Raw genomic sequence first — 24,006 nt, forward strand, 5'->3', positions numbered from 1 at the left:
GCGGATGGCCGTCGCGCGCCTTTTTCTTTTTTTTGGGGGGGGCGGGGGCTGCGAAGTATGGTGGGCGATGCGGGTGGAGCGGCTATTCCTCCGGCGGCAACCCGGCGATCCAGCCTTCCACGCGCAGTTGCGCGGCAGTTATGCCGCACGGCGGGGCGGTAGGGGCCGGAAGGCCGTAGCCTGACCGCAAGGTCGAGACGGCGGCCTGCACGGCGCAGAGCAGGGCGTCCAGCAGGTCCGCTTCCGGGTCGTCCAGCATGCGGGCCTCGTGGTCAGCGTTCCAGCGGACGGCGAGGGACGGGAGCCCCGCAAGCCCCCGCAACAGGGCCGCGCGAGCCTCGCGCCGGGCGGGTCGGCTCGCGGCGTCGCCGCCCTTGTACGGGGCGCGGCCGATCAGCTGGCGGGCCAGCCAGCCGGGGTATGCTTCCAGCGCCACGCGATCCGCATGCGGCAAGGGGCGCAGGGCGGGCACATGCACCGCGTGTGCGGCAAGGCGGGGAGCCACGGCGTGGAACATCAGGGCCACGGGCGGGCGCACCGTGTTCATGGGGCTGGCGGCCCCGGCTGCCCGGTCGCAGGCGCGGTACAGGTACTTTTGCCCGGCGGGCCGGGTGGCGGACACTCCGCGCAAAAGGTCGCGGAAGTCTGCGCGGTCCATGGCCCCGCACAGGGCGGCATATCCGGCCCAATCGCGCGGCCAGCCCAGTTCCTCCACCAGCTCCAGCGGCAGGCCGAACGGGGCGTCGATGCCCAGCACCCAGCCGCCCCCGACCGCACCATCGCCCCCTGCGAAGCTGGCGTCCAGTTGCCCGCCGAACAGCCGGTCAAGGTCGTCCAGCGCATGCAGTTCACGCAGTTCGTGCAGGGTGAGCACGGGCGGCGCGTCCGCCCCATACGGCGCATTCCCTTTTCCCGGCGCAAGGTCGCACACCGCCAGCGTCAGCGGCTTGCGCGGGCCGGGCGTGGCCGTGACGTCAAGGCCCAGAATCCGCACGGGCAGGGTGCGGGGGGGATGCGGCGCGGCTGTTGGAGGGGGGCTGGCGGATGGCTGGATATGAAGGGTGTGGTTGTTCATGGCTGGCCGCGAACGCAAGGCGGCCCCGCGTCATGTTCGCGGGGCCGCCTTGCGCTACATGCTGAAGAATTCCAGGTCCGGTGCGGCGGGTATTTCGCCCGCCTCGGCCAGCCGGTGATAGAACAGGCGCAGCCCTTCCATTTCTGGAAAGCCCATGTGGAAGACCAGGCCGTGGTAGTACTGGCGCAGTTCCTCACGGGACAGGGGGCAGCCCTGCAAGGTCAGGTCGAGGATCACGTCCATGTGCCGCTCGCCCCAGTTGCGGGCGCGCTGCAAGAGTTCGCACGGGTCGCTGGTGAAGCAGCCCGCTGCCGCCGCCGCGCGGCTGACCACCCACACCCCGAACACGAAGGGCAGGCCGGTCCACTGACGCCACGCCTCGCCCAGGTCCAGCCGGTGCGGAAACTCCGGGTGGTTGCGCAGGCGCAGGGCCTCGTCGCCGATGGCCAGGAACGCCTCCGGCGGGTTGCCCGACGCGATGCGCCCGGTGGCCGACCCCACCTCGTAGCGCACCGGAAACTTGTAGTAGTCGCGGAACAGCAGGCGCAACAGCGCGGCCGAGGTGTGCGTCTCGGCGCTGACCAGCACCGGCTGGTCGGCCAGGTCTTCCACCGGGCGGCGCGACAGCAGCAGCACGCTCTGCACCGGCCCCCGGCTGCCGATGGCGAGATCGGGCACCAGCAGGTAGTTCTGCCACCGGTGCGCGTACTCCACCGACGAGTTGGCCGACACGTGCAGGTCGCCCCGGGCCATCATGTTGTTCAGCACCGCGGGCGGCCCGGCCACCAGTTCGTACTCGTGCGGGATGATGCCCGTCTCCAGCGGGTGGTAGATGGGCAGCACGTTCAGGTACCCGATGCGGCCCAGCCGCAACGGGCGGGCGCATGACGACGGCGTGGTGGTGGGGTTGTTGCTCATTGGCGGATTCCGTTTTGGCTGCATTGCGAGGAGAGCGTTTTTTTGCGCTTTCGGCGGGCAGGGGGCAAAGCCCCTGCACCCCCGATTTGGGGTGCAATGAAGACGTTTCTTGCGCTAAAGCGGATGGTTGATGTTTTCAGTTGCCCAAATGAAAAGTTTGGGGGGATGGGGGGGGCGGGGGAAGGTGACCCTTTCCAAAGGGTCCCTTCCCCCGATTCTCTTGAGATGCCTTTAAATCTCCCCTTCCACCACGGGTTGGGGCGACACGGGGGTGTAGTTCATGGTGCGTTGCACGGGGGTGAACCCGGCGGCGCGGATGCAGTTGTGGATTTCGCGGCGCGAGAGGCTGAAGCTGACGCCTGCGGCGGCCACCACGTTTTCCTCGATCATGAGCGAGCCGAAGTCGTTGGCGCCGAAGTACAGGGCCAGTTGGGCCACTTGCGGCCCCATGGTCACCCACGAGGCCTGCACGTTGTCCACGTTGTCCAGCACCAGGCGCGACAGGGCCAGCAGGCGCAGGTAGGCGGGCGCGGGCTCCGGGTCGCGGTGGATATTGGTGTGGGCGGGCTGGAAGGTCCACGGGATGAACGCGGTGAACCCGCCGGTGCGGTCCTGCACCTCGCGCACGGCGAAGAGGTGATCCAGGCGGTGGCTGGGCTCTTCCTCGTGGCCGAACATCATGGTGGCGGTGGTGCGCAGCCCCTGGGTGTGGGCTTCTTCCATGACGCCCAGCCAGCGCCCGGCGGAACACTTGTTGGGCGAAACCAGCGTGCGCACTTCGTCCACCAGGATTTCCGCGCCGCCGCCGGGGATGGAATGCAGCCCGGCGGCGCGCAGCCGGGCAATGACCTCGGCCACGGTGATCTTTTCGAGCTCCGCGAAAAAGACGATTTCGGGCGGCGAAAAGGCGTGGATGTGGATGGCGGGGTAGGTGTCGCGAATCCAGCCGATCATGCCTTCGTAGAACGACAGGGGCAGATCGGGGTGGTGCCCGCCCTGCAGCAGGATCTGGGTGCCGCCGAGGGCCAGGGTTTCCTCTATCTTCCTGCCCAACTCCTCGCGCGTCAGCACGTAGCCCTCGGGGTGGCCGGGGGCGCGGAAAAAGGCGCAGAAGCGGCAGGCGCACACGCAGATGTTGGAATAGTTGATGTTACGGTCGGCCACGTAGGTGACCACGGGCTGCGGATGCTTGCGCAGGCGCACGGCGTGGGCCAGGTGCCCCAGGGTGTGCAGCCCGGCGTGGGCGTACAGCAGGTCGGCGTCGGCGCGGGTAAGGCGCTGGCCGTCCAGCACCTTTGCGGCCACGGCGCGCACGTCGGCGGATTCGCCAAGGGACGAGCCGCCCGGCATGATGGGGGCGTTGGTGGCGTTGGCGGCGGTGCTCATGCCCGGACCTCCGGCGTCGCGGCGTGCCCGGCATCATGCCCGGCATCGTTCAGGATGGCGTCCGGGTCGGCCACGGGGTTGAAGTGCGAGTCGCGGCGCACCGGGGTGAAGCCGGAGCGGCGGATCATCAGTTCCAGTTCGGGCACGGTGAGCGACTGGGCGGAATCGGCCCCGGCGTCATGGCCGATGCGCTCCTCGACGATGGTGCCGTCCAGGTCGTCGGCCCCGAAGTACAGGGCGGTCTGGGCCATCTTCACGCCCATCATCACCCAGTAGGCCTTCACGTGGGGGATGTTGTCCAGCATCAGGCGGCTGACGGCCACGGTGCGCAGCCGGTCGAGGCCCACGTGCTCGCCCACCCGCTCGGGCGGCAGCTTGAGCAGGCTGTTTTCCGTCAGGAAGGGCAGGGGGATGAAGCAGGTGAACCCGCCGGACTTGTCCTGCTGCTCGCGCAGGCGGCACAGGTGGTCCACGCGGTGCTCGAAGGTCTCGATGTGCCCGTAGAGCATGGAACAGTTGGTGCGGATGCCGAGGGAATGCGCCTCGCCCGCCACACGCAGCCATTCATCGGCCGTGGCCTTGCGCGGGCAGATTCTGGTGCGCACTTCCGGCGCGAAGATTTCGGCCCCGCCGCCGGGCATCATGGCCAGGCCCGCGTCCTGCAGGCGGCGCAGCACGTCCAGGGTGGAGATGCCTTCCATGGCGGCGAAGTGGGCGATTTCCACCCCGGTGAACGCCTTGACGATGCTCTGGGGGCGGGCTGTGCGAATGCGCCGGATGACGTCCTCGAACCACGCCAGGTTCAGGTCCGGGTGGCAGCCGCCCACGATGTGCACCTCGGAAAACGGGGTGCCCCGGTCGTCCAGCACGCGGTGCAGGATGTCGTCGGGCGTCAGGGCGAAGGAACCGGCCTGCCCGCGTTCGCGCTGAAAGGCGCAGAACAGGCAGCCGTTGACGCAGATGTTGGTGTAATTGACGTGCCGGTTGAGCACGTAATAGGTTCTGTCGCCGTGCAGGCGGGTGCGCGCGTGGTGGGCCAGCGCCCCCACGGCGGTGATGTCCGGGCAGTTGAACAGCGCCAGGCCCTCTTGGGGCGAAAGGCGCGCGCCCTGCATCACCTTTTCGAAGGCGGTCCCAAGCCCCAGGCGGGCGTAATGGGCAGCGTCGAGCATGTGTCCTCCGGTGTGGCGGGACTGAATATCCTGTGGTAGACGGCCGGGCCGCCAGAGTGGGCGGGGCTTGCGCATCCCGGACGGAAGGCGGAGTATCGACCCGGCGTGCGCCCGTGTCAACACCGTCGGCAGGCCGTGGCGACTGCCCTCCGTACCGGTCCCACAACCTTTCCGCCGTTCATTGTTCCGCCATGCCCCCATCCATTCCATCCGTCCGGCCAACCGGGCGGCGCAGCAAGGTCGATTGCATGTCTTCCCCGTCCGTACAGCCCCAGTATGCCGTCCCGCGCACCCTGTCGCTGGGCATTTCCCCCTGCCCCAACGACACCTACATCTTCCACGCACTGGCCAAAGGGTGCATAGACCTGCCCTGCGGGTTCGACCTGTTCATGGCCGACGTGGAGGAACTGAACGGCCGCGCCCGCGCGGGCACGTTGCAGGTGACCAAGCTGTCGCTGGCGGCCATGGCCCACGTGCTGGACGACTACGTGCTGCTCAATTCCGGGGCGGCGCTGGGGCGCGGCTGCGGGCCGCTGCTGGTGGCGCGCGAGCCCTTGTCCCCCGCCGACCTGGCCGGTGCGCGGGTGGCCATACCCGGCCGCATGACCACGGCCAACCTGCTGCTGTCGCTGCATGGCGTGCTGCAAGGCCCGCGCGAGGAAATGGTGTTCGACCAGGTCATGCCCGCCGTGGCCTCCGGCAAGGCCGACTGCGGTCTGGTCATCCACGAGGGGCGGTTCACCTATGGAGCCTTCGGCCTGCATTGCGTGCTGGACCTGGGCCAGTGGTGGGAATCCGCCTACGGGCTGCCCCTGCCGCTGGGGGCCATTGCCGCGCGGCGCGACCTGGGCATGGAAACCATTCTGGCCGTGCAGGACGCCATCCGCCGCAGCCTGGAACACGCCAACGCCAACCCGGCGGCTTCGCGCGCGTGGATACGGGAACACGCGCAGGAAATGGCCGACACGGTCATCGACAGCCACATTCGCACCTTCGTCAACGATTTCAGCCTGGATTTGCGCGACGAGGGCCGCGCGGCCATCCGCGTGCTGCTGGAAAAGGCCGCCGCCCTGGCCGGACGGCCGCTGCCCGGGTCTGCCACGTCCGGCTGTTCCCTGTTTGCCGGAATATAGGGGGCGCGCGCATGCCCCTTTATAGGATGGGACGGCGCGACGCATTGACAATGGACCGGACGCATCATAGCTGTTCATAATGTTGGGTAAACGCTCAACGGTGCGACCGGGCGTTGCCTGGCGGCGTTGCGAGGGCCGCACCGCCCTCGCAGTCATGCGGCAAGGGCGGGCGGAAGCCAGAGACCAGCCATCGACACGCGGACTGCGGGGCGGCCATGCCGCCGGGGGGGGGACCCATGTCGCGGCCATCGGGATTCCTGCTGCATCTGACCATGCTGGGAGCGGGCGTGGCGCTGGCGCTGGCGCTGCTGGGGCATCCGGCGGCGGCGCGCCCCGCGTCGCCAGCCGTGCTGTGCAACGACGAGCATTTTCCCCTTTCCTATCGTGACGACGCCGGAAGGCCAGCCGGGCTGTATCCGGAGATCCTGCGCGAGGCCGCGCGCCGTTCCGGCGTGCCGCTGGACATTCGCGCGGTTCCGTGGACGCGCGCCCTGCGCGCGCTGGAAACGGGCGAGGCCGCCCTTGGCGGCGCCTTCGCCACCACGCGGGCGCGAGGCCAGTGGCGCGTCAGCCTGCCCCTGCACCATGAGCGCATCGTGGCCGTGCTGCCCGTGGAGACCCCGTTTCACGGCAGCCGCCTGGCGGATCTGCGTCCGTACCGCACCTGCATCGTGGAGGGCTGGAACTATGGCCCTTCGTTGGATGCGATGCAGGCCGACGCGGCATGGCGGCTGGACCCCGCGCCCAGCGAGGCGCTGTGCCTGCGCAAACTGGAGGCGGGCCGTGTGCAGGTGGCGCTGGTGGGCGAGGCCGGGGCCGCGCGCCTGCTGGACCCCGCCGAATCTCCCCGGATGCGGACCGAGGCCGTGGGGCTGGAACTGCCGGTGCACGTGTTCTGGCCGCTGACCGTGCCGGATGAGACGGTGCGCCGCATAGACGTGGCCCTGCGCCGCATGGAAGAGGACGGCACGCTGCGCCGCCTTGCGCGCAGGCATCTGGAGCAGTGACGGGCGGCGGTGAGCGTGCCGCCGCGACGGATGCGACGTTCCCGGCGCGGCCCGTTCCCCGGAACGCGAAAAAGCCCGGCCTTGCGGCCGGGCTTTGATGCATGCGGAGGAAAGGCGCTCTGCGCGCGGGCTACTTGGCGAAGCCCACGGCGCGGCGTTCGCGGATGACCGTGACCCGGATCTGGCCGGGATAGGTCAGGTTCTTTTCGATCTTGCCCGCGATGTCCTTGCACAGCATGTAGGTCTGGTCGTCGTCCACGTTGTCGGAATTGACCATGACGCGGATCTCGCGGCCCGCCTGGATGGCGTAGGCCTTGGCCACGCCGTCGAAGCCGGTGGCGATGTTTTCCAGGTCTTCAAGCCGCTTCACGTAGTTTTCCAGCAGTTCCTTGCGCGCGCCGGGGCGTGCGCCGGACAGGCCGTCGGCGGCCTGCACCAGCACGGCCAGGGCGGACTTGGGCGGGGTGTCCTCGTGGTGGGCGGCGATGGCGTGGATGATTTCCTTGCTCTCGTTGTACTTCTTGGCGATGTCCGCGCCGATGATGGCGTGCGGCCCTTCCACCTCGTGGTCCACGGCCTTGCCGATGTCGTGCAAGAGGCCCGCGCGCTTGGCCTTCTTGATGTCCATGCCGAGTTCCGCGGCCATCATGCCACACAGGGCGGCCACTTCCAGCGAGTGTTGCAGCACGTTCTGCGAGAAGCTGGTGCGGTACTTCAGCTGGCCCAGCAGGCGCACGATGTCGGCGTGGATGCCGTGCACGCCCGCGTCGAAGGTGGCCTGTTCGCCCACCTCGCGGATCTGCACGTCCAGTTCCTGCTCGCACTTGCGCACGATGTCCTCGATGCGCGCGGGGTGGATGCGCCCGTCCTGGATCAGTCGTTCCAGGGCCATCTTGGCCACCTGGCGGCGCAGCGGGCTGTAGGCGGAAAGGATGACCGTCTCGGGGGTGTCGTCGATGATCAGGTCCACGCCGGTGGCCGCTTCCAGCGCGCGGATGTTGCGCCCCTCGCGGCCGATGATGCGGCCCTTCATGTCCTCGCTCGGCAGGGTCACGGCCGTCACCGTCTGCTCGCCCACGTAGTCGCCGGCGTAGCGCTGGATGGCGTTGGCGATGATTTCCTTGGCCTTGCGGTCGGCGGTTTCCTTCGATTCGGTTTCGATGAGCCGGATCATCTTGGCGGCTTCATGCCGGGTGCGCGCCTCGATGTCTTCGAAAAGACGCGATTTCGCCTCTTCGGCGGTCAGGCCCGAGATTTCCTGCAGGCGGCGTTCCTGTTCCTCGATGCGGCTGGATATCTGCTCCTCCATTTCGGACATGCGTCGTTCGCGGCGGGTCAGTTCCTTCTCCGCGGCGAGCACCTCATGTTCCTTCTCGGTGGCCTTCTCCAGCTTTTCCTCAAGGCGTTCGCCCTGTTCCTGCATCTTGCGGTCGCGGGCCTTCAGTTCACGCTCGCGCTCCTTGAATTCGTGCTCCAGTTCGCGCTTCTGATGAAAAATTTCGTCCTGGCCCTGAAGCAGGATTTCCTTCTTCTGGGCCTGTGCTTCCTTGCGGGCTTCCTCGACGATGCGCTTGGCGAGTTCGTTGGCATCGGCGATGCGCTTGGAGCTGACGTAGCGGTGCAGGGCATAGCCCGATGCCGCGCCGATGATCGCTCCCACGACGACGTAGATGATTTCCATGAGCCCCATACTGCAACTCCCGTTATGGTGTCGGACCAGCGTCCGATGTCGCTTCCGGCAACGGGCCGGTGTGCGTCGCGCGGGCCGTGCGGGCGGCCGCCCAGCGTGGGGCGGCGGGCCATGCGACGGAGCAGGGACGCACCCGGTCACCGTGCCGATTCCATGAGCACGGGGAAGACGAGCACTCGGGCAAGGAGGGACGGGCGGCCACGTCGCCGGGGTCCGCGCACTCTTGTGCTAAACGCGGACGCCCCGCCGGGCGGGCCTTGTTGGGGGCGAGGGGCATGTGGAAGCCCCGGAGCGCCGTGTGACGTGCCAAAGCAGGACCTGACTATGTCAGGGTGGGGACCTCGGGCGGGCCTTCAGGCTCCCCGGCGCGGGGCCGGGTGTGCACACCGGTCCGCCGTACAGGTCCCCTCATTTTTTCTTGTGAGGTCAGCGATGGCAGGTCAATCACGCACACTCCAGGGATCGTTATGCATCGGCGCAACGGGAGTTACGCAGATTCCTCTATTTTCGCCAGCAGGGCCTCCATGCGCGCGCGCATTTCGTCCTTCTGCTGGGTAGACTGCAACAGGTCATCCGCCAGTCCCAGTACCAGAAAGGTCAGCAGCTTCTCCTTGCTGAGCTGTCTTCCGTGGAACTTCAGTCTGTTGAACCGTTCTTCCACCAGGGCCTTGGCGGTTTCGACCCTTGCGGGGTCGGCCTCGGCCTTGAAGGAAACCTCAAGCCCCAGGACGGTGAGGTTGTATGTACGCATGGGGCCTCGACGCGCCTAGGCGTCGCCGGTTTGGTCCTTGAGGCGGAGCAGCAGCGCGTCGATGCGCGTAAGCACCGCATCTTTCACGGTGCGCTCTTCTTCAAGGGCTTCCCTGAGGGTTCGGTTCTCTTCCGCCAGCGCCGAAAGTCCGCCTTCTACCTCTTCCTGAAGGCGACGGTTCTCCTCGCGCAGGGTTTCAAGCTGCGACAGGAGCGCCGTGACGCGGGTTTCAAGCAGGTCAATCAGTTCCATGTCCGATAACTAGCCGTTTCACGGCGTGAAATCAAGGGTTCCTGCGGCGCGGCAGGTTCGTCTGGCGGCCCCGCGCGATGGCCAGCGAATCGTCGGGCACGTCCTTGGTGATCACCGACCCCGCCCCCACCAGGCTGCCCGCCCCCACGGTCACCGGGGCCACCAGCGCGCTGTTGCTGCCGATGAAGGCCCCTTCGCCGATGACGGTCTTGTGCTTGTGCGCGCCGTCGTAGTTGCAGGTGATGGTGCCCGCGCCGATGTTGGCCCCCGCGCCTACCTCGGCGTCGCCAAGATAGGTCAGGTGGTTGGCCTTGGCGCCCTTGCCCAGGCGGGCCTTTTTCATTTCCACGAAGTTGCCCACGCGCGCGCCTTCTTCCATCACCGCGCCGGGGCGCAGGCGGGCGTAGGGGCCCACCACGCAGTCGGGGCCGATTTCGGCCTTTTCCACGTGGCTGAAGGGATGCACGGTCGCGCCTTCGGCCACCACGGCATCGCGCAGCCAGCAGTGCGAATGCACCATGGCCCCGCGCGCGATGCGCGAAGCCCCGTAGATTTCGCAGGGGCCGTAGATTTCCGCGCCCGGTTCAAGCACGGCGCGCGGGCTTACGCGCACGGTTTCCGGCGCATGGATGAGCACGCGCTTCTCTATCCAGTTCATGACGATGCGCGCGCGCACCAACGCCTCGGACCGGATCAGCTCGGCCGGGTCGTTGACCCCGAGCAGGTTGGGATCCTGCCCGCATTCCACGCCGATGACGTCCATGCGCTCGGACACGGCAAGGCCCACCAGGTCGGTGATGTAGTATTCGCCGCTCTTGTTGGCGTTGGTCAGGCGCGGCAGCAGTTTTTCCACCGCGTCCATGCGCAGGCAGTAGATGCCCGCGTTGATCTCGTCCGGTTCCGGGCCGTACAGGGTTTCGTCGTAGTCCTTGGCCTCGACGATGGCCACCACGCGGCGGTTGTGGCGCACCACGCGGCCGTACGCGCCGGGGTCGGGCAGGGTCAGGGTCATGAAGGCCACGTCGCAGTCCATGGCCTCTTTCAGAAAGGTGGCCACGGTGGAGGTGGGCAGGAGCGGCGTGTCGCCGTTGACCACCACCACGCGGTCAAGGCCCGCGGCCTTCAGTTCGTCCCACGCGGCCTGCAGGGCATGGCCGGTGCCCAGTTGCTTTTCCTGCACCACGAAGCGGCGGTCTTCGCCCTTGAACGCCTCGCGCACCATATCGGCCTTGTGGCCGATGACGGTCCACACGTTGTCCCCGAAGACCGGGGCCAGCGCGTCGTGCACGAAGCGCAGCATGGGTTCGCCCAGAATGGACTGCAATACCTTGGGCTTGTCTGAATGCATGCGGGTGCCCTTGCCCGCTGCCAGTATGAGAGCGCCGGTGATGGACGCCATGTGTCCTCCGTTGCGAAGGGATGTGTTTCGGGGGTGCGCAACCGGCGGCCGGTTGCGTCGTCTGGCTTCTAGCCCCCCGTGCACGGGCTGTCCAGTGGGGAAGGCAGGGGCGAGGCGGGGCGGCTGCGCCACCGGGCGGGGACGCACGCGTTGCCTCGCCCGGCGCAACGGGCTACAGGGACGAAGCGCGCACCGCGCGGGGGAAACAGCGGGGGGGCCGCATGCGTCCCGATGGTCCGGAGGGGGACAGGGACGCGCAACCGGGGTAGGCGACATGCTCAGACTTGAAATACCGGGCCGCGAGGCCCTGGAACTGGAACACCTGGTGCTCGACTACAACGGCACCATGGCAGCCTCGGGCGCGCTGGTGCAGGGCGTGGCCGAACGCATAACCAGGCTGTCCGGCGAACTGGCCGTGCACGTGGTCACGGCCGACACCTTCGGCACCGTGGCCTCGGCGCTGGCCGGGCTGCCGGTGCGCCTGCACGTGCTGCCGCCCGGCATGCAGGACGAGGCCAAGCGGCGCTACGTGGCCGACCTGGGCTCGCTGCGCACCGTGGCCGTGGGCAACGGGCGCAACGACCTGCTCATGCTGCTGGAGGCGGGGCTTTCCGTGGCGGTGATGGGCGACGAAGGGGCTTCGGTGCAGACGCTGTGCGCCGCCGACGTGGCCGTGCGCCACATCTGCGACGGGCTGGACCTGTTGCTGCATCCGCTGCGGCTGGTGGCCACGTTGCGCCGCTAGGGCACGCCCCCGTTCGCGGGGCGGATGCCCGCGCAAGTCCCGGCGGGGTCGGCAGGCCGCGCCGGGAAGCCGTGCCCTTTGGCTACTGCCCGTTCAGGGCGCGCTCAACGATGCGGCGGTGGGTGCCGTCCGCGCGCATCTCGCGGATGGCCGCGTCGAAGGCGCGCAACAGCGCGCGTTGGCCCGCCTGCCTGCGAAAGGCCAGATGCACCGGCATCACCGCCAGCGGGCGGGGGGCCACCGTTACGAGGCGGGTCAGCCCCAGCCGTTCCTGCAGCCATGCCGCCCCTTCGCGGGAGACGATGGCCCCGTCCAGCCGCCCTCCGGCCACCTTGAGCATGTTCTGGGCCTCGCTGCCCGCTTCTTCAGCCGTGAACGCGCCCGAGGCGCGGGCTGCGTCCAGCGCGTCGCCGTAGCTCCACCCGCGCACCACGCCCAGGCGCATGCCCCGCAGAGCGGCGAACGTATCGCTTGCCGCGCCGGTGGGCGTGGCAAGGGCGGCGGGCACTGTCGCGCTTGCCGGAATCACCAGATGCAGGTGCTCCTCGAACATGGGAGACGAAAAGTCGTGCCGCAGCAGGCGCTGGCCGGTGACGTACAGGCCGCATACTCCGGCGCGCCCGGCGTCCAGCGCGGCCATGGCCCGGGCCCAGGGGGCCGGTTCCATGGCCGGGTGCAGGCCCATGCGCCGGAACGCCTCTGCCGCCAGTTCCGGATAGATGCCGCGCGGCTGCTGGCTTTCTGACGAAGGCCGGTAGGCGTAGGGGGGCTGGTCCTCGTCGAAGAGGATGGTCGGCGGGGCGGAATGGCTGATTGGGCCGGGCTGGCGGGCGTCGTCCGCGCACTGTCCTGCGGGCGCGGCCAGCAGCAGGCAGGCGGCCAGCCCCAGCATGGCCACGGTGCGGACCAGACGCAGGCCCCGTGGTCCGACCGATCGCCTGGCCGACGACGCGCCAGGCCGATGGGGCCGATGGGGCCAGCGGGGCCGCAGGGCGAGAAATCCGGTGGAATCTGCCGGGGGGGGCGGGCAATCAGGGAACGGCCACATCCTGCACCATCCCGTCATCCAGACATTCCAGCACGCGCGAATACAGCGCGGCGCGCTGCGGTTCCGCCGGGCTGTCGCGAAAATCCACCAGCACCTTCACCGTTTCGCCGGGCCAGACCAGCACCGTGTCCTTGATGCCCGTCTCGGCGGCGGAACGGCCGCTTGCGTCCACGGCCAGCGCCGCCACCTGCGGGGGGCTTGCGCGCCGTTCCAGCACGCGCATCTGGTAGCCCGCCAGGTGCAGGGGGTGGGGGATGGACACCGCGTCGTTGGACAGTTCCCACACTTCCGCCTCGCGCCGGGGCACGCGCTGGGCCGGAAAATCGTCGGGCAGGTCGGCCCCCGTGTCGTGGCGCAGGGCAAAGGGCTGGCCGTTCAGCAGCCACGAGGGGCGGCCCATGACCTCGCCGCGCGCGACGTGCAGACGGCGGGGCGGACCCTGCGGCACGGCGGGCGCGGGGGGGGCTTCGCACAGCCGCACGGGCACGGGCAGGTCATAGTCCGCGCGCTGCATCACCCGCAGCCGCACGAGGCGCGCCGCCTCTCCCTCGCCGGGCGACCCGGCCCCGCCGGACGCGGCCCCGGCCCGGCGCATGGGGTCGAAGGGCAGGTTGACCACGTAGAGTTCGTCGCCGGGGCTGGCGGCGCGCAGATCCACCAGGATGTCGGCCCGCTCGCCGGGGCCCAGGAACAGGCGTTGCACGGGCAGCGGGCGTTCCAGCATGCCGCCGTCGACGCCCATGAGCAGGAAGGGCAGCGGCCCGCCGTCCGCGCGGGCCAGCCCCGCGTGCAGGATGCGCGCGTTGCACATGTTGACGAGGCGCAGGCGGTACATGCGGGTGACCACGTCCAGCCGCGCGCCGGGCACGCCGTTGACCGTGAGCACGTCGCCGATCAGGCCCGAAACCCGGTCGTCCAGGTTGGGCGCATAGACCGGCACGCCGTCGCGGTCCAGGCGGCGGTCCTGGAACAGCAGGGGGATGTCCGAAGGGCCGGAGCCCTGGTCCTGTCCCCACCTGCGGTAGGCCCCGGTCCCGGAGGCCCCCAGCGGCTCGATGTCCATGGCCGCGAGGGCGGCGCGCTCTTCCTCGTCGTCCACCAGGCACAGGCCCGTCATGCCCTGGTGGGTCTGGCGGCCCGCGAACCCGGGCGCGATGGCATGGTACGGGTACACGCCCGCGCGGTTGCGCACGGTGATGCGGTACTCGAATGTCGCGCCGGGCAGCAGCATCATCACCGGGTGGCCGCCCATGCGCCAGTCGGCGGTCAGGCCGTGCCAGCGCAGCAGCGTGGGGGCGTCCAGCCGGTTCACCAGCCGCACCCGCAACGCGGCGCCGCGCTGGATGACCAGGGTGGGGCTCCAGTAGGGGCGGCCCGCGTGGTCTGTTTCCAGACACAGCGGGGGCGCGGCGGGCGTCTCGTCTGCGGCCTGGCGGGGCGCGGCGGTGGCGGAAAGTTCGATGCGCGCCGCGCCGTCCATGAGGCCCATGAACGAATGGTCGCCGGGCAGGGGCAGGGGGGTGTCGAACGTGGCGGCGGTGGTCAGCCCGGCAAGCGGGCGCGGCGCGGGGAGCGGAACGGCGATCGGGCGCGGGGCGGAGGCGTCCTGCGCGGCGAGGGCCGTGGCCCATGGGCCGGGGCGCAGGGCCCAGACCGCCCCGGTGAGCGCGGTCGTCCCGGCCAGTTTCAGGAAACGTCGTCTGCCGATGCGCCGCATGGTTGCTCCTGCGTTTTCGGTGGGCTGCGTCTCGTGTGCGCCTGCGCCCGCAATAGCCCGAAATAACATGCACAGAATAGCGCGGATGCCCGCGAAAGTGAAGCGCGTGCGGTATCGCGCTGCGGCGCGCTAGCCGGGGGTGCTGGCGCTGCCGCCCGTGGACGGCGGTTCCGCGCCGCGCTGGCGAGCGGCCCGGTTCCCGACGGAGGCATTCGACCTCGCGGCGTCTGGCCGCGACAGGTCCGGATGGGCCAGCGCCACCGGGGCCTCCTCGCCGGGCAGCACCAGCGGGGCGGGCTTGTCCGCCGCAAGCGCGAGGTGGATGGCCTTGCCGGGGCAGCGCAGTTCGCACACGCCGCAGCCCATGCAGGCGGCAGGGGCGATGACCGGGCGGGCGCTGCGGTGGGTGTCGGCGCGGCGGCTGGGCGCGGCGGCGGCCGTGTCTGGCAACAGAGCGTCCGGCACCGGCGTGTCTGGCCTGGTCTTGTTTGGCGCGGGCGTGCACGGTGCGGGCGGTCTGGCCATGCGCACCGCCTCGAAGGGGCAGACGCGCGCGCACAGGCCGCACCCGGTGCAGGCTCCTTCGTCCACACGGGCCACGTAGCCGGATGAAACCAGCATGGGCGTGCCCTCGCGGTGGGCCTGCATGGCCCCGCAGCAGCAGGTGCAGCAGTTGCAGATGGCGTAGTAGCGGCCCAGCACCGCCTCCTTGAAGAACGCGTGCGAGACGTGGCCGCGCCGGTTTTCCGCCTCCACCACGGCAATGGCTTCGTCCGGCGTCACGCGGCGGGCCTTGTCCGGGTGGTGGTCCAGCACGAAGTCCACCACCGGCCCACCGGCCAGGATGCATACGTCCACCGGGGTGCAGTGGTCCTCCTTGGTCAGGCGGCAGGGGCAGTCCAGCAGTGCCAGGGCGTCGGCGTTGTCGAGGATGATGTCGCGCGCCATGCGGAAGGGCAGCACCGTTTCCGGCACCGTGGTGCACACCGCCCGCGCCACCGCGATGAGCCGGGGCGCGGTGCCCGGCGGCATGACCTTGCCGTGGTAGCCCTGGGCGAATTCCGGCCCGAAGGTCTCGATGGGGCCCCATACCCCCAGCAGGCCGCCCAGCCGGGCCAGCGGCCCCGCCAGCCAGCGGGCCAGCGGGTGCCGCCCGGTGCCCACGCCGATGTAGAAGAACGGCCAGCGCAGGTAGACGTAGCCGTGCAGGGCCTCGATGAAGCTGCCGTGCGGGCGGTTGAGGGCGGCGCGCCAGAAGGCGCGGGCAGAGGGCCGCAGCGGCGCGAGCAGCAGCCGGAGCAGGCCGCGGGACAGGGCGCGCAGGATATCCGCGGGGCGCATGGGACCTCCCGTTGGCGGGCGGGGGACCGGGCTGGGCAAACAGGGCCTTCAGGACATTGCCGTCATGATGCCCCCATCCGGAAGGCGATGCAACCTTGCGGCGCATTGTCACGCAAAGGTCGCATGGGGCGCGCCGGGCCTGCCGAGGACAGCAGCGGCCGTCAGTGGGGATTGGCGGGATATGGCGGGGCGGGGAGATGGCGGGAATTGCCGGGCGCGGCGGCCGGGTCAGCCCTCGCCGCCCGTTCCATCCTTGTCCGCCTGGGGGGCGGCGCGCCAGCCGTGGGCGAAGTCGGCCGCGTACAGGCGCGATGCCGTGTCCCCGGCGGCCTCGCCGGGCAGCACCAGGAACACCGTCTGGCGCGAAAAGCCTTGCCGACGCACGGTTTCGGCCAGCCCGCCCGCCGTGGTCCAGGCCAGGGCCTGGTCGGGCCAGCCCACCCGATGGGCCGCCAGTACCGGCGTGTGCGCGGCGATGCCCGCGGCGGCCAGTTCCTCTTCCAGCCGTTCCGGGGCGGCGGCGGAAAGGTACACGGCCATGGAGCAGCCGTGGCGGGCCAGTTCGCGCAGTTGTTCCGTCTCCGGCACGGGGGTGCGGCCTTCCAGCCGGGTGATCACCAGCGATTGGGTGACCTCCGGCACGGTGAACGACACCCCGGCGGCGGCAGCGGCGGCGAAGGCCGCCGTCACCCCCGGCACCACCGAGCAGGCGATGCCCTCGGCATGCAGCAGGCGCATCTGTTCGCGCACGGTGCCGTACAGCGAAGGGTCGCCGGTGTGCACCCGTGCGGCCACGCCGCCGGAAAGGGCCGTTTCGCGCAGCAGGGCGTGGGTTTGCTCCAGCGTGAGCGGGGCGGAATCGACCACCCGCGCGTCCGGCCGGGCGCATGCCACCACTTCCGGCGGCACCAGCGAACCCGCGTAGAGCACGAGGTCGGCCGTCCCGATGATGCGCCGGGCCTTCAGGGTGAGCAGTTCCGGGTCGCCGGGACCGGCCCCCACGAACCATACGTGGCCCCGCGAGGGAACGGGGCCGCTGCCGGTGGCGTCATTGCGGGTAATGGGCATCGTGTATCCTGAAGGCTTCCGCGATGATGGCGGCGTATTCGCCAGAGGCGCGCATCTGCCCCATCAGCCGGTCGAAATCGCGCGCCAGGGCCAGGTTGGATTCGCTGGGGGCGAAGGCCATGTACGCGGAAACATAGTCGAAGGGCGGTCCTGCCAGCGTGGGGGCGCTGCCGGGGGCCAGCCGCCGGACCAGTTGACGCAGCGTGAGCCGGTCGCCGGGCGCCCCGCCCACGCGGCCGTCCAGCAGCGCCTGCACGGCCTCTTCGAGCGAATAGACGTTGGAAATGCGCACCATCCCCGGCTGGGCGAACAGGGTATCCAGCGTGGGCCCGTAGCTGTAGCCCAGCACCACGGCAAGGGGCTTGTCGCCGTAAAGGGCGGCGTCGCGCACGGTGCCGGAGTCCGGCGGGGACGTCTTCGAGGGGGAAGCCTCCGGAGAGGGGGCCGCCGGTGTGCCGGGGGCGTTGCCGGAAACGGGGGAGGGCACCAGCATCACCACCTCGTCGTCGTACAGGGGCACGCTGCTGAAATGGAAACGCGTCTCGCGTTTCGGGGTGCGGTACAGCCCCAGGGCCGCGTCCAGCTTGCCCTGCGCCACCAGTTCGACCCCCCGGTTGAAGGGCAGCATCTGGAATTCCACGCTGCGGCCCAGCCTGTGCAACACCACGCGCGCCACCTCCACGGCTCCGCCCACGGCCTGGCCGCCGCAGGTGTAGGACCAGGGCGGCTGGTCGAGGATGAACACCCGGAGCGGCGCGGCTTCCAGGGCGTCATGGGTAGCGATGGGGGTAGGGTTGGGGGTAGGGGCGGGGGCAGCGGCAGCGGCCCCGGCTGGCCGGACCGTTGCCGGGAAAAGCCCGGCAAGAGTCAGCAGGGCGGCCGACAGGACGGCCAGCAGCGCGGCGAGGCACGGCGGGATGCGGTGTGGCGCGGGCGTCATCGGGCGTCACCTCCGGGTTTGGCGGCGGCCACGATGAACACGGGGTTCAGGGCCGCAAGGCGCAGGTCGCCCGCCAGGGGCACGGCTTCGCTGGCCTGGATGCACGAAATTTCGGCGGGCCAGCCGTGCCGGGCCAGCGCGGCGCGCACCCGTTCCAGCGTGCCCAGCAGCACGCAGTGGACAACCAGCCGCCCGCCGGGGGGCAGGCGGCGGCACACCGCGTCCAGCAGCGGGTCCGCGTGAGGGGTGTGTCCGTCTCCCCCCAGCCCGCCGCCGATGAACACCCGGTCGGGGTCGGGCAGTTCGTCCAGGCAGCCCGGCAGGTCGGCGTGGACCACGTGCAGGTTGGGCGCGTGGAAGCGGCGGCGGTTTTCCTCGATCAGGGCGATGCGGGCGGCGTCGCGCTCCACGGCCACCACCAGGCCGTCGTGGGCCAGCGCGGCGGCCTCGACGGACACGGCCCCGCTGCCCGCGCCAAGGTCCCACACGGTGTGGGCGGGGGCGATGCGCAGGGCGGCCAGCCCTGCGGCGCGCACCGGCCATTTGGTGATCAGCCGGGCCTGCACGGCGAAGTCGGCGTCGGCAATGCCCAGCGCGGGCGGCGCGCCCTTTCCGCCAGCGGCGTGGGGGGACGGGGCCGGGGCGGGGCGGGGAACCAGCAGCACCGTGCAGTTGCCGCCCAATTCGTCCAGTTCGTCCAACTCGTCCAGCGCCTCAAGTTCGTCCAGTCTGTTTCGTCCGTTCAGGCCGCCACGTTGCGCGGGGGCGGCGGCATCCGCCGTGGCGCGGGCGTCGTCCCGGCTTCCCTGCCCGCCGTGCGGCAGGTCGAGCACCACGTGGCGCTCGCTGGCGCTGCCCATGTCGGCGAAGGCGTGCAGGCGCAGGCCGCGCACCCCGCGCGCGAGCAGGAACCGGGCGATGGCCCCGGGCGTGTTGCGCCCATCGGTCAGCACGCATACCGGGCAGCCCGACCGCAGGGCGGCGCGCAGGGCCGCCGTGAGCGGCCGGAAATCGTCGCGGCCGTGCAGGGAGACGCAGCGCGCCTCCTGCCACGGCAGGGCCAGGCGGGCGGCGGCCTCTTGCAGGCTGGACGCGCCGGGCAGCACCCGCAGCGCGTCGGGGCCGAAGTGGCGGGCCAGCCGCGCGCCGATGCCGAAGAACAGCGGGTCGCCGTCGGCCAGCACGGCCACGCGCAGGCCGCGCGCCCGGCACGCGTCGATGGCCGCCAGCGCGGGGTCCAGCGGGGCACCGATGACGATGCGCTCGCCGGGGTGGTCCGCGAAGGCTTCCAGCAGCCGCGCCCCGCCCGCCAGCGCCTGCGCGTCCGCGATGGCGGCGGCGTGGCCGGGCGGCAGGGGGCTGCCGCGCAGGCCGCAGCCGACAACCGTCAGCGGGGGCGTCATCAAGAAGGCCGGGGAGGCCGGTCGTGCCCCGCCCAATGTTGCATCCGGGGAAAGTGGGTGTGGGGTCGCCGCGTGCGTCATGCCGTCACCAGACATCTGCCGTCCATGTGGAAGAGGTGCACGGTCACCGTGACGGTTTCCGTTCCGCCTGTCCAGCGGTGGGCCGTCGCGCGGGCCCGTTCGGCCACGTGCCGCAGCACGGCGGGGTGGGCCGGGTCGGCCAGCAGGATTTCCAGGGCCTGTCCGGCGGTGTTGGCGGCGGCGATGTGCGCGCAGGCGGCCTTGCCCGCGCCCGCGTCCAGGGCCCATTGCGCCAGCAGGGGCAGATCCAGCGGCGCGGTGTGGGCGTGGGTGTGCGGCAGCCCCTGCGCCAGCTTGACCAGCTTGCCGAAAAAGCATCCCCAGGCCACCCGCGTGAAGCCCCGCTGCGCGGCGGCGGCCAGCGAAAAGGCGGCGAAGTCCGCCGCCTGCACGAAGGCCAGCTGCGGCAGGGCGGGGTGGGCGCGCATGAGCAGGGTTTCGCTGCGCCGCCCCGTGGACAGGCAGACCTCTGTCAGTCCGGCGGCCCTGGCCACGTCCAGCCCCTGGGCCACGGCAGCCTGCCATGCATCGTGGCTGTAGGGACGTACCGTGCCCCGCGTGCCGAGGATGGAAATGCCCCCCACGATGCCCAGGCGCGGGTTGAGGGTGTGGCGGGCGATGCGCTGGCCTTCGGGCACCCGCGCGGTGACGCGCACCGTGCCGCGCCAGCCCGCCGCCGCGCACTCGTGGTGCATGGCGAAGGCCAGTTGCCTGCGCGGTTCCGGGTTGATGGCCGGTTCGCCCACGGCCACGGGCAGACCGGGCAGGGTGACCAGACCCACGCCCGCGCCGCCGCGCAGCAGTACGGTGACGCCGTTGGAGGAAGCGGCAATGGGCGGCGGAAAGGGTGCGGCAGCGCCCGTGGCGGCGCGCGGCGGGGCGTCGCGGGGGAAGGTCAGGAGCAGATCGGGCAGGTTGGACGCACCGGCCGGGGATATGCCTTCTTCCTGCGGTGTTGCGCCGATTTCCGGCAGGGCCGTGCCTTCGGCCGCGCATTCCACCAGCGCCTCGATGCGCGCGCCATGGGTGGCGTCCGGGTCGTCGCCGCCGTCCTTGACGACCGCGCCCAAGGCCGCGCCAGCGCCCATGTGCATGGGAGCGACCCGTGTGGCCTCCGCCACGGGCACGTCCAGCCAGCCCGCCGGGGCGGCATGGTCTTCACCGCTGGAGAAGGGCGGCAGGGGCACGGACACCGTGGCCGCGCGCCCGCCGCGCAGCAGCAGGCGCAGGGCTGCCGTGGCCGCGGCGGCCAGGGCGGACCCGGTGGTGAATCCTTCGCGCAGGGTTGCCCCGTTCTGCGGTGGGGCGTCCCCGTCAGGCGAAGCTTCGGCGGCCAGCGAAACGTTGGCGGATGCTGGCGCGCCATCGGCCGTCGCTGCGGCACCCGTCCATGGGGCTGCGTGGCCCGGGAAATCTCCCCGCGCGGACAGGGCGGAGGATGGTGCGCTGGGGGTGCTATCACTCATGCAAATACTTTTCATTTTAAACGATTGGAACAATCGATTTGACGCAGGCCCGATGCTTTGCAACCACCGGTACATGCTATCAGGAAACGCCCCGTCACGCAGCAGTGGGGAGGGCGGATACGCCGACCAGCTTCCTGGCGGCGTTTCCGCATCACCGGATTGCCGCGCCGCCGCGCCCCGCGACCGCCTGTCGCACCTGCTGCCGCGCCCGCTGTCGTGCCTGTTGGCCAGCGTGTGGTGCCAGCGCGCGGTGCGCGTGGCGCTGGCGCTGGTCTTCGTGGCGGCGGGCGGGGCCAAGCTGGCCGACGTGCGTGGGTTTGCGGAGATCATCCAGCATTACGCCATCCTGCCCGTGTGGGCGGTGGGGCCGGTGGCGCTGCTGTTGCCCCTTGCGGAGGTGGCCGCCGGGGCGGGCCTGCTGTTCGCCGTGCGCGGCAGCCTGGCCGCCATCGCGGCCATGTGCCTGCTGTTTCTCGGCGTGCTGGGATACGCGCTGGCGGCGGGGCTGTCCATTGGCGACTGCGGCTGCTTTGCCCCGGGCGAGTTGCCGGAGGGCGTGCAGGACGGTTCCGCCCTGCGCGGGGCCTTTTGGCGCGACCTCGTGCTGTTGGCCGGGGTTGCCTACCTGTACGCATGGCGGCGGCTGCGCCGCCGCATGGGCTGACGTTCCCGCCCGATGCCATGCCTGCGCCCTGTCCGGACGCTGCGTCCGGAACGCCCACGTGCCGGACGTGAAGAATTTCGTTCCACAAACAATGAGGAGGTTGCGATGTCGTTGAAGAAGCTGGTTGCTCCGTTGATGCTGCTCGCCGTGCTCGGTCTTGCCGGGTGCAACAATCCCTTTGCCGGGCCGTCCGAGGTGGACCTGGAGGCCAAGGCCGTGAAGCTGGCGCGTGATACCGCGAAGGGCGGCTACGGGCTGCTGACCGTGGCCGAACTGAAGAAGTGGCAGGACGAGGGCAAGAACATGCTCATCATCGACACCATGCCCTTCGAGGATTCGTACAAGAAGAACCACATTCCCAATGCGGTGCAGTTCCTGTTCCCCATTCCGGACATGCCGGAATGGAAGATGACCGAAACCGGCGACAAGACCGAACAGGACTTCGAAAAGCTGCTCGGCCCGGACAAGGACCGCCCGTTGGTGTTCTACTGCGGCTTCGTCAAGTGCACCCGCTCGCACAACGGCGCGGTGTGGGCCAAGAAGCTGGGCTACACCAACGTGTACCGCCTGCCCGGCGGCATCGTGGCCTGGAAGGAAGCCGGATACCCCGCGAAGACCGTGAACTAGCCGATTCCGGCGGGGCGGCGCATGCCGCGTCGTCCCGCCTTTCCTGCCTGCCCGCCGGGCGCCTCCAATCCGGCGGCCCGCCGGACGGCCCGCTTGCCTGGCCGCGTGACGCGGCATACCCTACCGACATGAAGACAGTCACCCTTCCCGATCCCGGCACGGACGCCTCGCCGTGCACCGCGCCCGGCGGCGCGGGCTGCGGCGGCGCGTGCGGCGAAGGGGAAGGCGGGTGCGGCGGCTTCGCCGGTTCCGAATGCTCGTCGGGTGATGCCCTGTCCGTTGCTGATCCGCTGACTTCCGGTCCGGTGATTTCCGGCCCGGCCGTTGCCGAACCGTCCGAAGCCGCTTTGTCCGATGGCGACCCTGTCGTCGAGGCCATTCGCCGCCGGGCCGAAAACCTGTTCGACACCCGGCAACTGCTCTGCGCGGAGGCCGTTCTGCACGCCGTGGCCGAGGCGCTGGGCGGCCCCCTCTCGCCGGACGAGGCCGCCGCGTTGGGCACGCCGTTCTGCCAGGGCATGGGCGGCGCGGGCTGCACCTGCGGCGCACTGAGCGGCGCGGTGGCCGCCGTGGGGCTGTTCCGGGGCAGACCGGAGCGCGGCGCGGGCGGCGCCAGGGGGCGCGCGCTGGCCCGCCGGATGCACGATGATTTTCGCGCCGCCTGCGGGGCCACCTGCTGCCGGGTGCTCATCCGCCACGTGCATCACGACAAGGCCGCCCATTTCGCCCAGTGCCGCAGCCTGACGGGCAAGGGGGCCGTGCTGGCCGCCCGCGCGCTGCTGCGCGAGGGCGTGCGCCCGCGTGACGGGGCTTTCCCCCTTTCTGCGGACACGGTGCGCACCCTGTGGCGCAACCGCCTGCGGGCGCTGCTGCGCCTGCCCTTCCGCCGCCGGGCCTGACCCGGCGGCTTCGTCCCTTCTTCCGCTCCCTACACCAGCAGCACGGTAGAACCCGTGGTCCGGCGCGATTCCAGGGTGCGGTGGGCCTCGGCCGCCTGCTCCAGCGGGAAGGTCTGGTTCACCTGCACCTGCACGATGCCCGCGCGCACCACGTCGAACAGGTCGCGGGCGTGGGCCAGCAGGTCGGCCCGTTGCGCCGTGTAGTGCATCAGGCTGGGGCGGGTGAGGAACAGCGAGCCCTTGGCCGCCAGCAGCGAGGGGCTGAACGGTTCCACGCTGCCCGACGACTGGCCGAACGACACCAGCGTGCCCATGGGCCGCAGGCAATCCAGCGAGGCCATGAACGTGGCCTGCCCCACCGAATCGTACACCACGTCCACGCCGCGCCCGTCGGTGAGTTCGCGCACCTTCACCGCCACGTCTTCGTTGCGGTACAGGATGACGTGCTGGCAGCCGTTGGCCAGCGCGCGCTGCGCCTTGGCCTCGTCGCCCGCCGTGCCGATGACCGTGGCCCCCAGGTGCCGGGCCCACGGCACCACCAGCGAGCCCACGCCCCCGGCCGCCGCATGCACCAGCATGGTGGTGCCCTCGCGCACCGGGTAGCAGCCGTACAGCAGGTAGCGCGCGGTCATGCCGCGCAGCATCATGCCCGCCGCCGTGACGAAGTCGATGTCGTCCGGCAGGGCCACCAGCCGGTGGGCGGGTATCAGGCGGCGCTGGGCATAGGCCCCCACCGGGTTGCCCGCGTATGCCACCCGGTCGCCGGGGCGCACCCCGGTCAGTTCGGTCACGCCCTCGCCCACGGCCTCCACCGTGCCCGCGCCCTCCATGCCGGGGATGGCGGGCAGCGCGGGCAGCGGGTAGAGCCCGGTGCGGTGGTACACGTCGATGAAGTTCAGCCCCACGGCCCCGTGGCGCACCAGCGCCTCGCCGGGGCCGGGCGTGCCTGGGACGTGGTCTTCCCAGCGCAGCACTTCCGGCCCGCCGGTTTCATGGAAGAAGATGGCCTTGGATGTTTCGGGCGAGTGGGACATGCGTGCCTCCCTCGCGGGCTTGCGCCCGCGTCGTTGCCGGTGCGGGTGTGCCCCGCCTGTTGTGTTCGGCGTGTCTGGCGTGTCTGGCGTGTCCGGCCCGGACATGCGGATCGGCGGATCGGCGGATTGGCGGACTGCGGACCGGGGCGGTATTTCACCCTGGATGGTAGAGCAGCTTGGGGGTTCGCAC

The 24,006-nt window shown here is 70.6% G+C and carries 22 protein-coding genes and 1 other RNA gene; 6 read left to right on the forward strand and 17 right to left on the reverse strand.

Annotated elements, in window-relative coordinates; all coding sequences use genetic code 11:
- Positions 1–82: 82 nt before the first annotated feature.
- The 4 genes from RVX_RS04490 to mqnE all read right to left on the reverse strand — a co-directional run bounded on the left by RVX_RS04490 (position 83) and on the right by mqnE (position 4,551).
- Positions 83–1,075: a DUF429 domain-containing protein gene (locus RVX_RS04490; RefSeq protein ID WP_230404377.1), complete on the reverse strand. Its 993-nt coding sequence runs from the start codon at positions 1,073–1,075 to the stop codon at positions 83–85.
- Positions 1,076–1,129: 54 nt separating this feature from the next.
- Positions 1,130–1,993 carry a menaquinone biosynthetic enzyme MqnA/MqnD family protein gene (locus RVX_RS04495; protein WP_116304900.1) on the reverse strand — a complete coding sequence of 288 codons (864 nt, stop codon included), beginning with the start codon at positions 1,991–1,993 and terminating at the stop codon, positions 1,130–1,132.
- Between the two features lie 231 nt (positions 1,994–2,224).
- On the reverse strand, positions 2,225–3,343 hold the full coding sequence (gene mqnC / locus RVX_RS04500) for a cyclic dehypoxanthinyl futalosine synthase (RefSeq protein WP_116306350.1): 1,119 nt from the start codon (positions 3,341–3,343) through the stop codon (positions 2,225–2,227).
- A gap of 32 nt (positions 3,344–3,375) precedes the next feature.
- Entirely contained in the window at positions 3,376–4,551 is a 1,176-nt protein-coding gene (gene mqnE / locus RVX_RS04505; protein ID WP_116304901.1) for an aminofutalosine synthase MqnE, read from the reverse strand.
- Positions 4,552–4,799: 248 nt separating this feature from the next.
- Between mqnE and RVX_RS04510 the strand changes: the two genes are divergently transcribed.
- Positions 4,800–5,684, forward strand: a complete 885-nt coding sequence (locus tag RVX_RS04510) for a 1,4-dihydroxy-6-naphthoate synthase (RefSeq protein ID WP_116304902.1) — start codon at positions 4,800–4,802, stop codon at positions 5,682–5,684.
- A gap of 236 nt (positions 5,685–5,920) precedes the next feature.
- Complete coding sequence (locus tag RVX_RS04515) at positions 5,921–6,691, forward strand: substrate-binding periplasmic protein (RefSeq protein WP_116304903.1); 771 nt, start codon at positions 5,921–5,923, stop codon at positions 6,689–6,691.
- 130 nt (positions 6,692–6,821) lie between these two features.
- Here the strand turns inward: RVX_RS04515 and rny are convergent, their stop codons facing one another.
- The 5 genes from rny to glmU form a co-directional block, all read right to left on the reverse strand.
- On the reverse strand, positions 6,822–8,381 hold the full coding sequence (gene rny, locus RVX_RS04520) for a ribonuclease Y (RefSeq protein WP_007523416.1): 1,560 nt from the start codon (positions 8,379–8,381) through the stop codon (positions 6,822–6,824).
- A 279-nt stretch (positions 8,382–8,660) separates the two neighbouring features.
- A non-coding RNA gene (gene ssrS, locus RVX_RS04525) (6S RNA) lies at positions 8,661–8,846 on the reverse strand.
- 22 nt (positions 8,847–8,868) lie between these two features.
- Positions 8,869–9,132: a cell division protein ZapA gene (gene zapA / locus RVX_RS04530; RefSeq protein ID WP_007523415.1), complete on the reverse strand. Its 264-nt coding sequence runs from the start codon at positions 9,130–9,132 to the stop codon at positions 8,869–8,871.
- Between the two features lie 15 nt (positions 9,133–9,147).
- Entirely contained in the window at positions 9,148–9,384 is a 237-nt protein-coding gene (zapB, locus tag RVX_RS04535; protein ID WP_007523413.1) for a cell division protein ZapB, read from the reverse strand.
- 31 nt (positions 9,385–9,415) lie between these two features.
- Positions 9,416–10,783, reverse strand: coding sequence for a bifunctional UDP-N-acetylglucosamine diphosphorylase/glucosamine-1-phosphate N-acetyltransferase GlmU (glmU, locus tag RVX_RS04540; RefSeq protein ID WP_116304904.1), 1,368 nt, complete (start codon positions 10,781–10,783; stop codon positions 9,416–9,418).
- A 274-nt stretch (positions 10,784–11,057) separates the two neighbouring features.
- Between glmU and RVX_RS04545 the strand changes: the two genes are divergently transcribed.
- Positions 11,058–11,528: an HAD family hydrolase gene (locus RVX_RS04545; protein ID WP_116304905.1), complete on the forward strand. Its 471-nt coding sequence runs from the start codon at positions 11,058–11,060 to the stop codon at positions 11,526–11,528.
- An 82-nt stretch (positions 11,529–11,610) separates the two neighbouring features.
- Here the strand turns inward: RVX_RS04545 and RVX_RS04550 are convergent, their stop codons facing one another.
- From RVX_RS04550 to cbiD, 7 genes are all read right to left on the reverse strand, one after another.
- Entirely contained in the window at positions 11,611–12,420 is an 810-nt protein-coding gene (locus RVX_RS04550; RefSeq protein ID WP_116304906.1) for a substrate-binding periplasmic protein, read from the reverse strand.
- A 139-nt stretch (positions 12,421–12,559) separates the two neighbouring features.
- Positions 12,560–14,293, reverse strand: a complete 1,734-nt coding sequence (locus RVX_RS04555; protein ID WP_116304907.1) for a multicopper oxidase family protein — start codon at positions 14,291–14,293, stop codon at positions 12,560–12,562.
- A gap of 129 nt (positions 14,294–14,422) precedes the next feature.
- Positions 14,423–15,634: an ATP-binding protein gene (locus RVX_RS04560; RefSeq protein ID WP_116304908.1), complete on the reverse strand. Its 1,212-nt coding sequence runs from the start codon at positions 15,632–15,634 to the stop codon at positions 14,423–14,425.
- A gap of 228 nt (positions 15,635–15,862) precedes the next feature.
- Positions 15,863–16,702 carry a precorrin-4 C(11)-methyltransferase gene (cobM, locus tag RVX_RS04565; RefSeq protein WP_116304909.1) on the reverse strand — a complete coding sequence of 280 codons (840 nt, stop codon included), beginning with the start codon at positions 16,700–16,702 and terminating at the stop codon, positions 15,863–15,865.
- Positions 16,683–17,642, reverse strand: a complete 960-nt coding sequence (locus tag RVX_RS04570; RefSeq protein ID WP_116304910.1) for a substrate-binding periplasmic protein — start codon at positions 17,640–17,642, stop codon at positions 16,683–16,685. Before RVX_RS04570 ends, cobM begins: the two co-directional genes overlap by 20 nt.
- Positions 17,639–19,045, reverse strand: a complete 1,407-nt coding sequence (cbiE, locus tag RVX_RS04575; protein WP_116304911.1) for a precorrin-6y C5,15-methyltransferase (decarboxylating) subunit CbiE — start codon at positions 19,043–19,045, stop codon at positions 17,639–17,641. Before cbiE ends, RVX_RS04570 begins: the two co-directional genes overlap by 4 nt.
- A gap of 77 nt (positions 19,046–19,122) precedes the next feature.
- Complete coding sequence (cbiD, locus tag RVX_RS04580) at positions 19,123–20,592, reverse strand: cobalt-precorrin-5B (C(1))-methyltransferase CbiD (protein ID WP_116304912.1); 1,470 nt, start codon at positions 20,590–20,592, stop codon at positions 19,123–19,125.
- A gap of 52 nt (positions 20,593–20,644) precedes the next feature.
- On the opposite strand from cbiD, the gene RVX_RS04585 reads away from it, so the two are divergent.
- The 3 genes from RVX_RS04585 (at position 20,645) to RVX_RS04595 (ending at position 22,782) form a co-directional block, all read left to right on the forward strand.
- Complete coding sequence (locus RVX_RS04585; RefSeq protein ID WP_420192415.1) at positions 20,645–21,256, forward strand: MauE/DoxX family redox-associated membrane protein; 612 nt, start codon at positions 20,645–20,647, stop codon at positions 21,254–21,256.
- Positions 21,257–21,361: 105 nt separating this feature from the next.
- The gene (locus RVX_RS04590) at positions 21,362–21,883 is read left to right on the forward strand and encodes a rhodanese-like domain-containing protein (protein ID WP_116304913.1); all 522 of its coding nucleotides are present in this window, start codon (positions 21,362–21,364) and stop codon (positions 21,881–21,883) included.
- A 128-nt stretch (positions 21,884–22,011) separates the two neighbouring features.
- Positions 22,012–22,782, forward strand: a complete 771-nt coding sequence (locus tag RVX_RS04595; RefSeq protein ID WP_230404378.1) for a C-GCAxxG-C-C family protein — start codon at positions 22,012–22,014, stop codon at positions 22,780–22,782.
- Positions 22,783–22,811: 29 nt separating this feature from the next.
- Here the strand turns inward: RVX_RS04595 and RVX_RS04600 are convergent, their stop codons facing one another.
- Complete coding sequence (locus RVX_RS04600) at positions 22,812–23,816, reverse strand: quinone oxidoreductase family protein (RefSeq protein WP_116304914.1); 1,005 nt, start codon at positions 23,814–23,816, stop codon at positions 22,812–22,814.
- Positions 23,817–24,006 lie beyond the last annotated feature (190 nt).

The organism is Nitratidesulfovibrio sp. HK-II (genome assembly GCF_003402415.2).
Classification (GTDB): Bacteria; Desulfobacterota; Desulfovibrionia; order Desulfovibrionales; family Desulfovibrionaceae; genus Cupidesulfovibrio.

Bases quoted from the DNA above. Each gene is read 5' to 3' on its own strand.
- RVX_RS04490 (WP_230404377.1), bottom strand. From the start codon at position 1,075: ATGAACAACCACACCCTTCATATCCAGCCATCCGCCAGCCCCCCTCCA.
- RVX_RS04495 (WP_116304900.1), bottom strand. From the start codon at position 1,993: ATGAGCAACAACCCCACCACCACGCCGTCGTCATGCGCCCGCCCGTTG.
- mqnC (WP_116306350.1), bottom strand. From the start codon at position 3,343: ATGCCGGGCGGCTCGTCCCTTGGCGAATCCGCCGACGTGCGCGCCGTG.
- mqnE (WP_116304901.1), bottom strand. From the start codon at position 4,551: ATGCTCGACGCTGCCCATTACGCCCGCCTGGGGCTTGGGACCGCCTTC.
- RVX_RS04510 (WP_116304902.1), top strand. From the start codon at position 4,800: ATGTCTTCCCCGTCCGTACAGCCCCAGTATGCCGTCCCGCGCACCCTG.
- RVX_RS04515 (WP_116304903.1), top strand. From the start codon at position 5,921: ATGTCGCGGCCATCGGGATTCCTGCTGCATCTGACCATGCTGGGAGCG.
- rny (WP_007523416.1), bottom strand. From the start codon at position 8,381: ATGGGGCTCATGGAAATCATCTACGTCGTCGTGGGAGCGATCATCGGC.
- zapA (WP_007523415.1), bottom strand. From the start codon at position 9,132: ATGCGTACATACAACCTCACCGTCCTGGGGCTTGAGGTTTCCTTCAAG.
- zapB (WP_007523413.1), bottom strand. From the start codon at position 9,384: ATGGAACTGATTGACCTGCTTGAAACCCGCGTCACGGCGCTCCTGTCG.
- glmU (WP_116304904.1), bottom strand. From the start codon at position 10,783: ATGGCGTCCATCACCGGCGCTCTCATACTGGCAGCGGGCAAGGGCACC.
- RVX_RS04545 (WP_116304905.1), top strand. From the start codon at position 11,058: ATGCTCAGACTTGAAATACCGGGCCGCGAGGCCCTGGAACTGGAACAC.
- RVX_RS04550 (WP_116304906.1), bottom strand. From the start codon at position 12,420: ATGCTGGGGCTGGCCGCCTGCCTGCTGCTGGCCGCGCCCGCAGGACAG.
- RVX_RS04555 (WP_116304907.1), bottom strand. From the start codon at position 14,293: ATGCGGCGCATCGGCAGACGACGTTTCCTGAAACTGGCCGGGACGACC.
- RVX_RS04560 (WP_116304908.1), bottom strand. From the start codon at position 15,634: ATGCGCCCCGCGGATATCCTGCGCGCCCTGTCCCGCGGCCTGCTCCGG.
- cobM (WP_116304909.1), bottom strand. From the start codon at position 16,702: ATGCCCATTACCCGCAATGACGCCACCGGCAGCGGCCCCGTTCCCTCG.
- RVX_RS04570 (WP_116304910.1), bottom strand. From the start codon at position 17,642: ATGACGCCCGCGCCACACCGCATCCCGCCGTGCCTCGCCGCGCTGCTG.
- cbiE (WP_116304911.1), bottom strand. From the start codon at position 19,045: ATGACGCCCCCGCTGACGGTTGTCGGCTGCGGCCTGCGCGGCAGCCCC.
- cbiD (WP_116304912.1), bottom strand. From the start codon at position 20,592: ATGAGTGATAGCACCCCCAGCGCACCATCCTCCGCCCTGTCCGCGCGG.
- RVX_RS04585 (WP_420192415.1), top strand. From the start codon at position 20,645: ATGCTTTGCAACCACCGGTACATGCTATCAGGAAACGCCCCGTCACGC.
- RVX_RS04590 (WP_116304913.1), top strand. From the start codon at position 21,362: ATGTCGTTGAAGAAGCTGGTTGCTCCGTTGATGCTGCTCGCCGTGCTC.
- RVX_RS04595 (WP_230404378.1), top strand. From the start codon at position 22,012: ATGAAGACAGTCACCCTTCCCGATCCCGGCACGGACGCCTCGCCGTGC.
- RVX_RS04600 (WP_116304914.1), bottom strand. From the start codon at position 23,816: ATGTCCCACTCGCCCGAAACATCCAAGGCCATCTTCTTCCATGAAACC.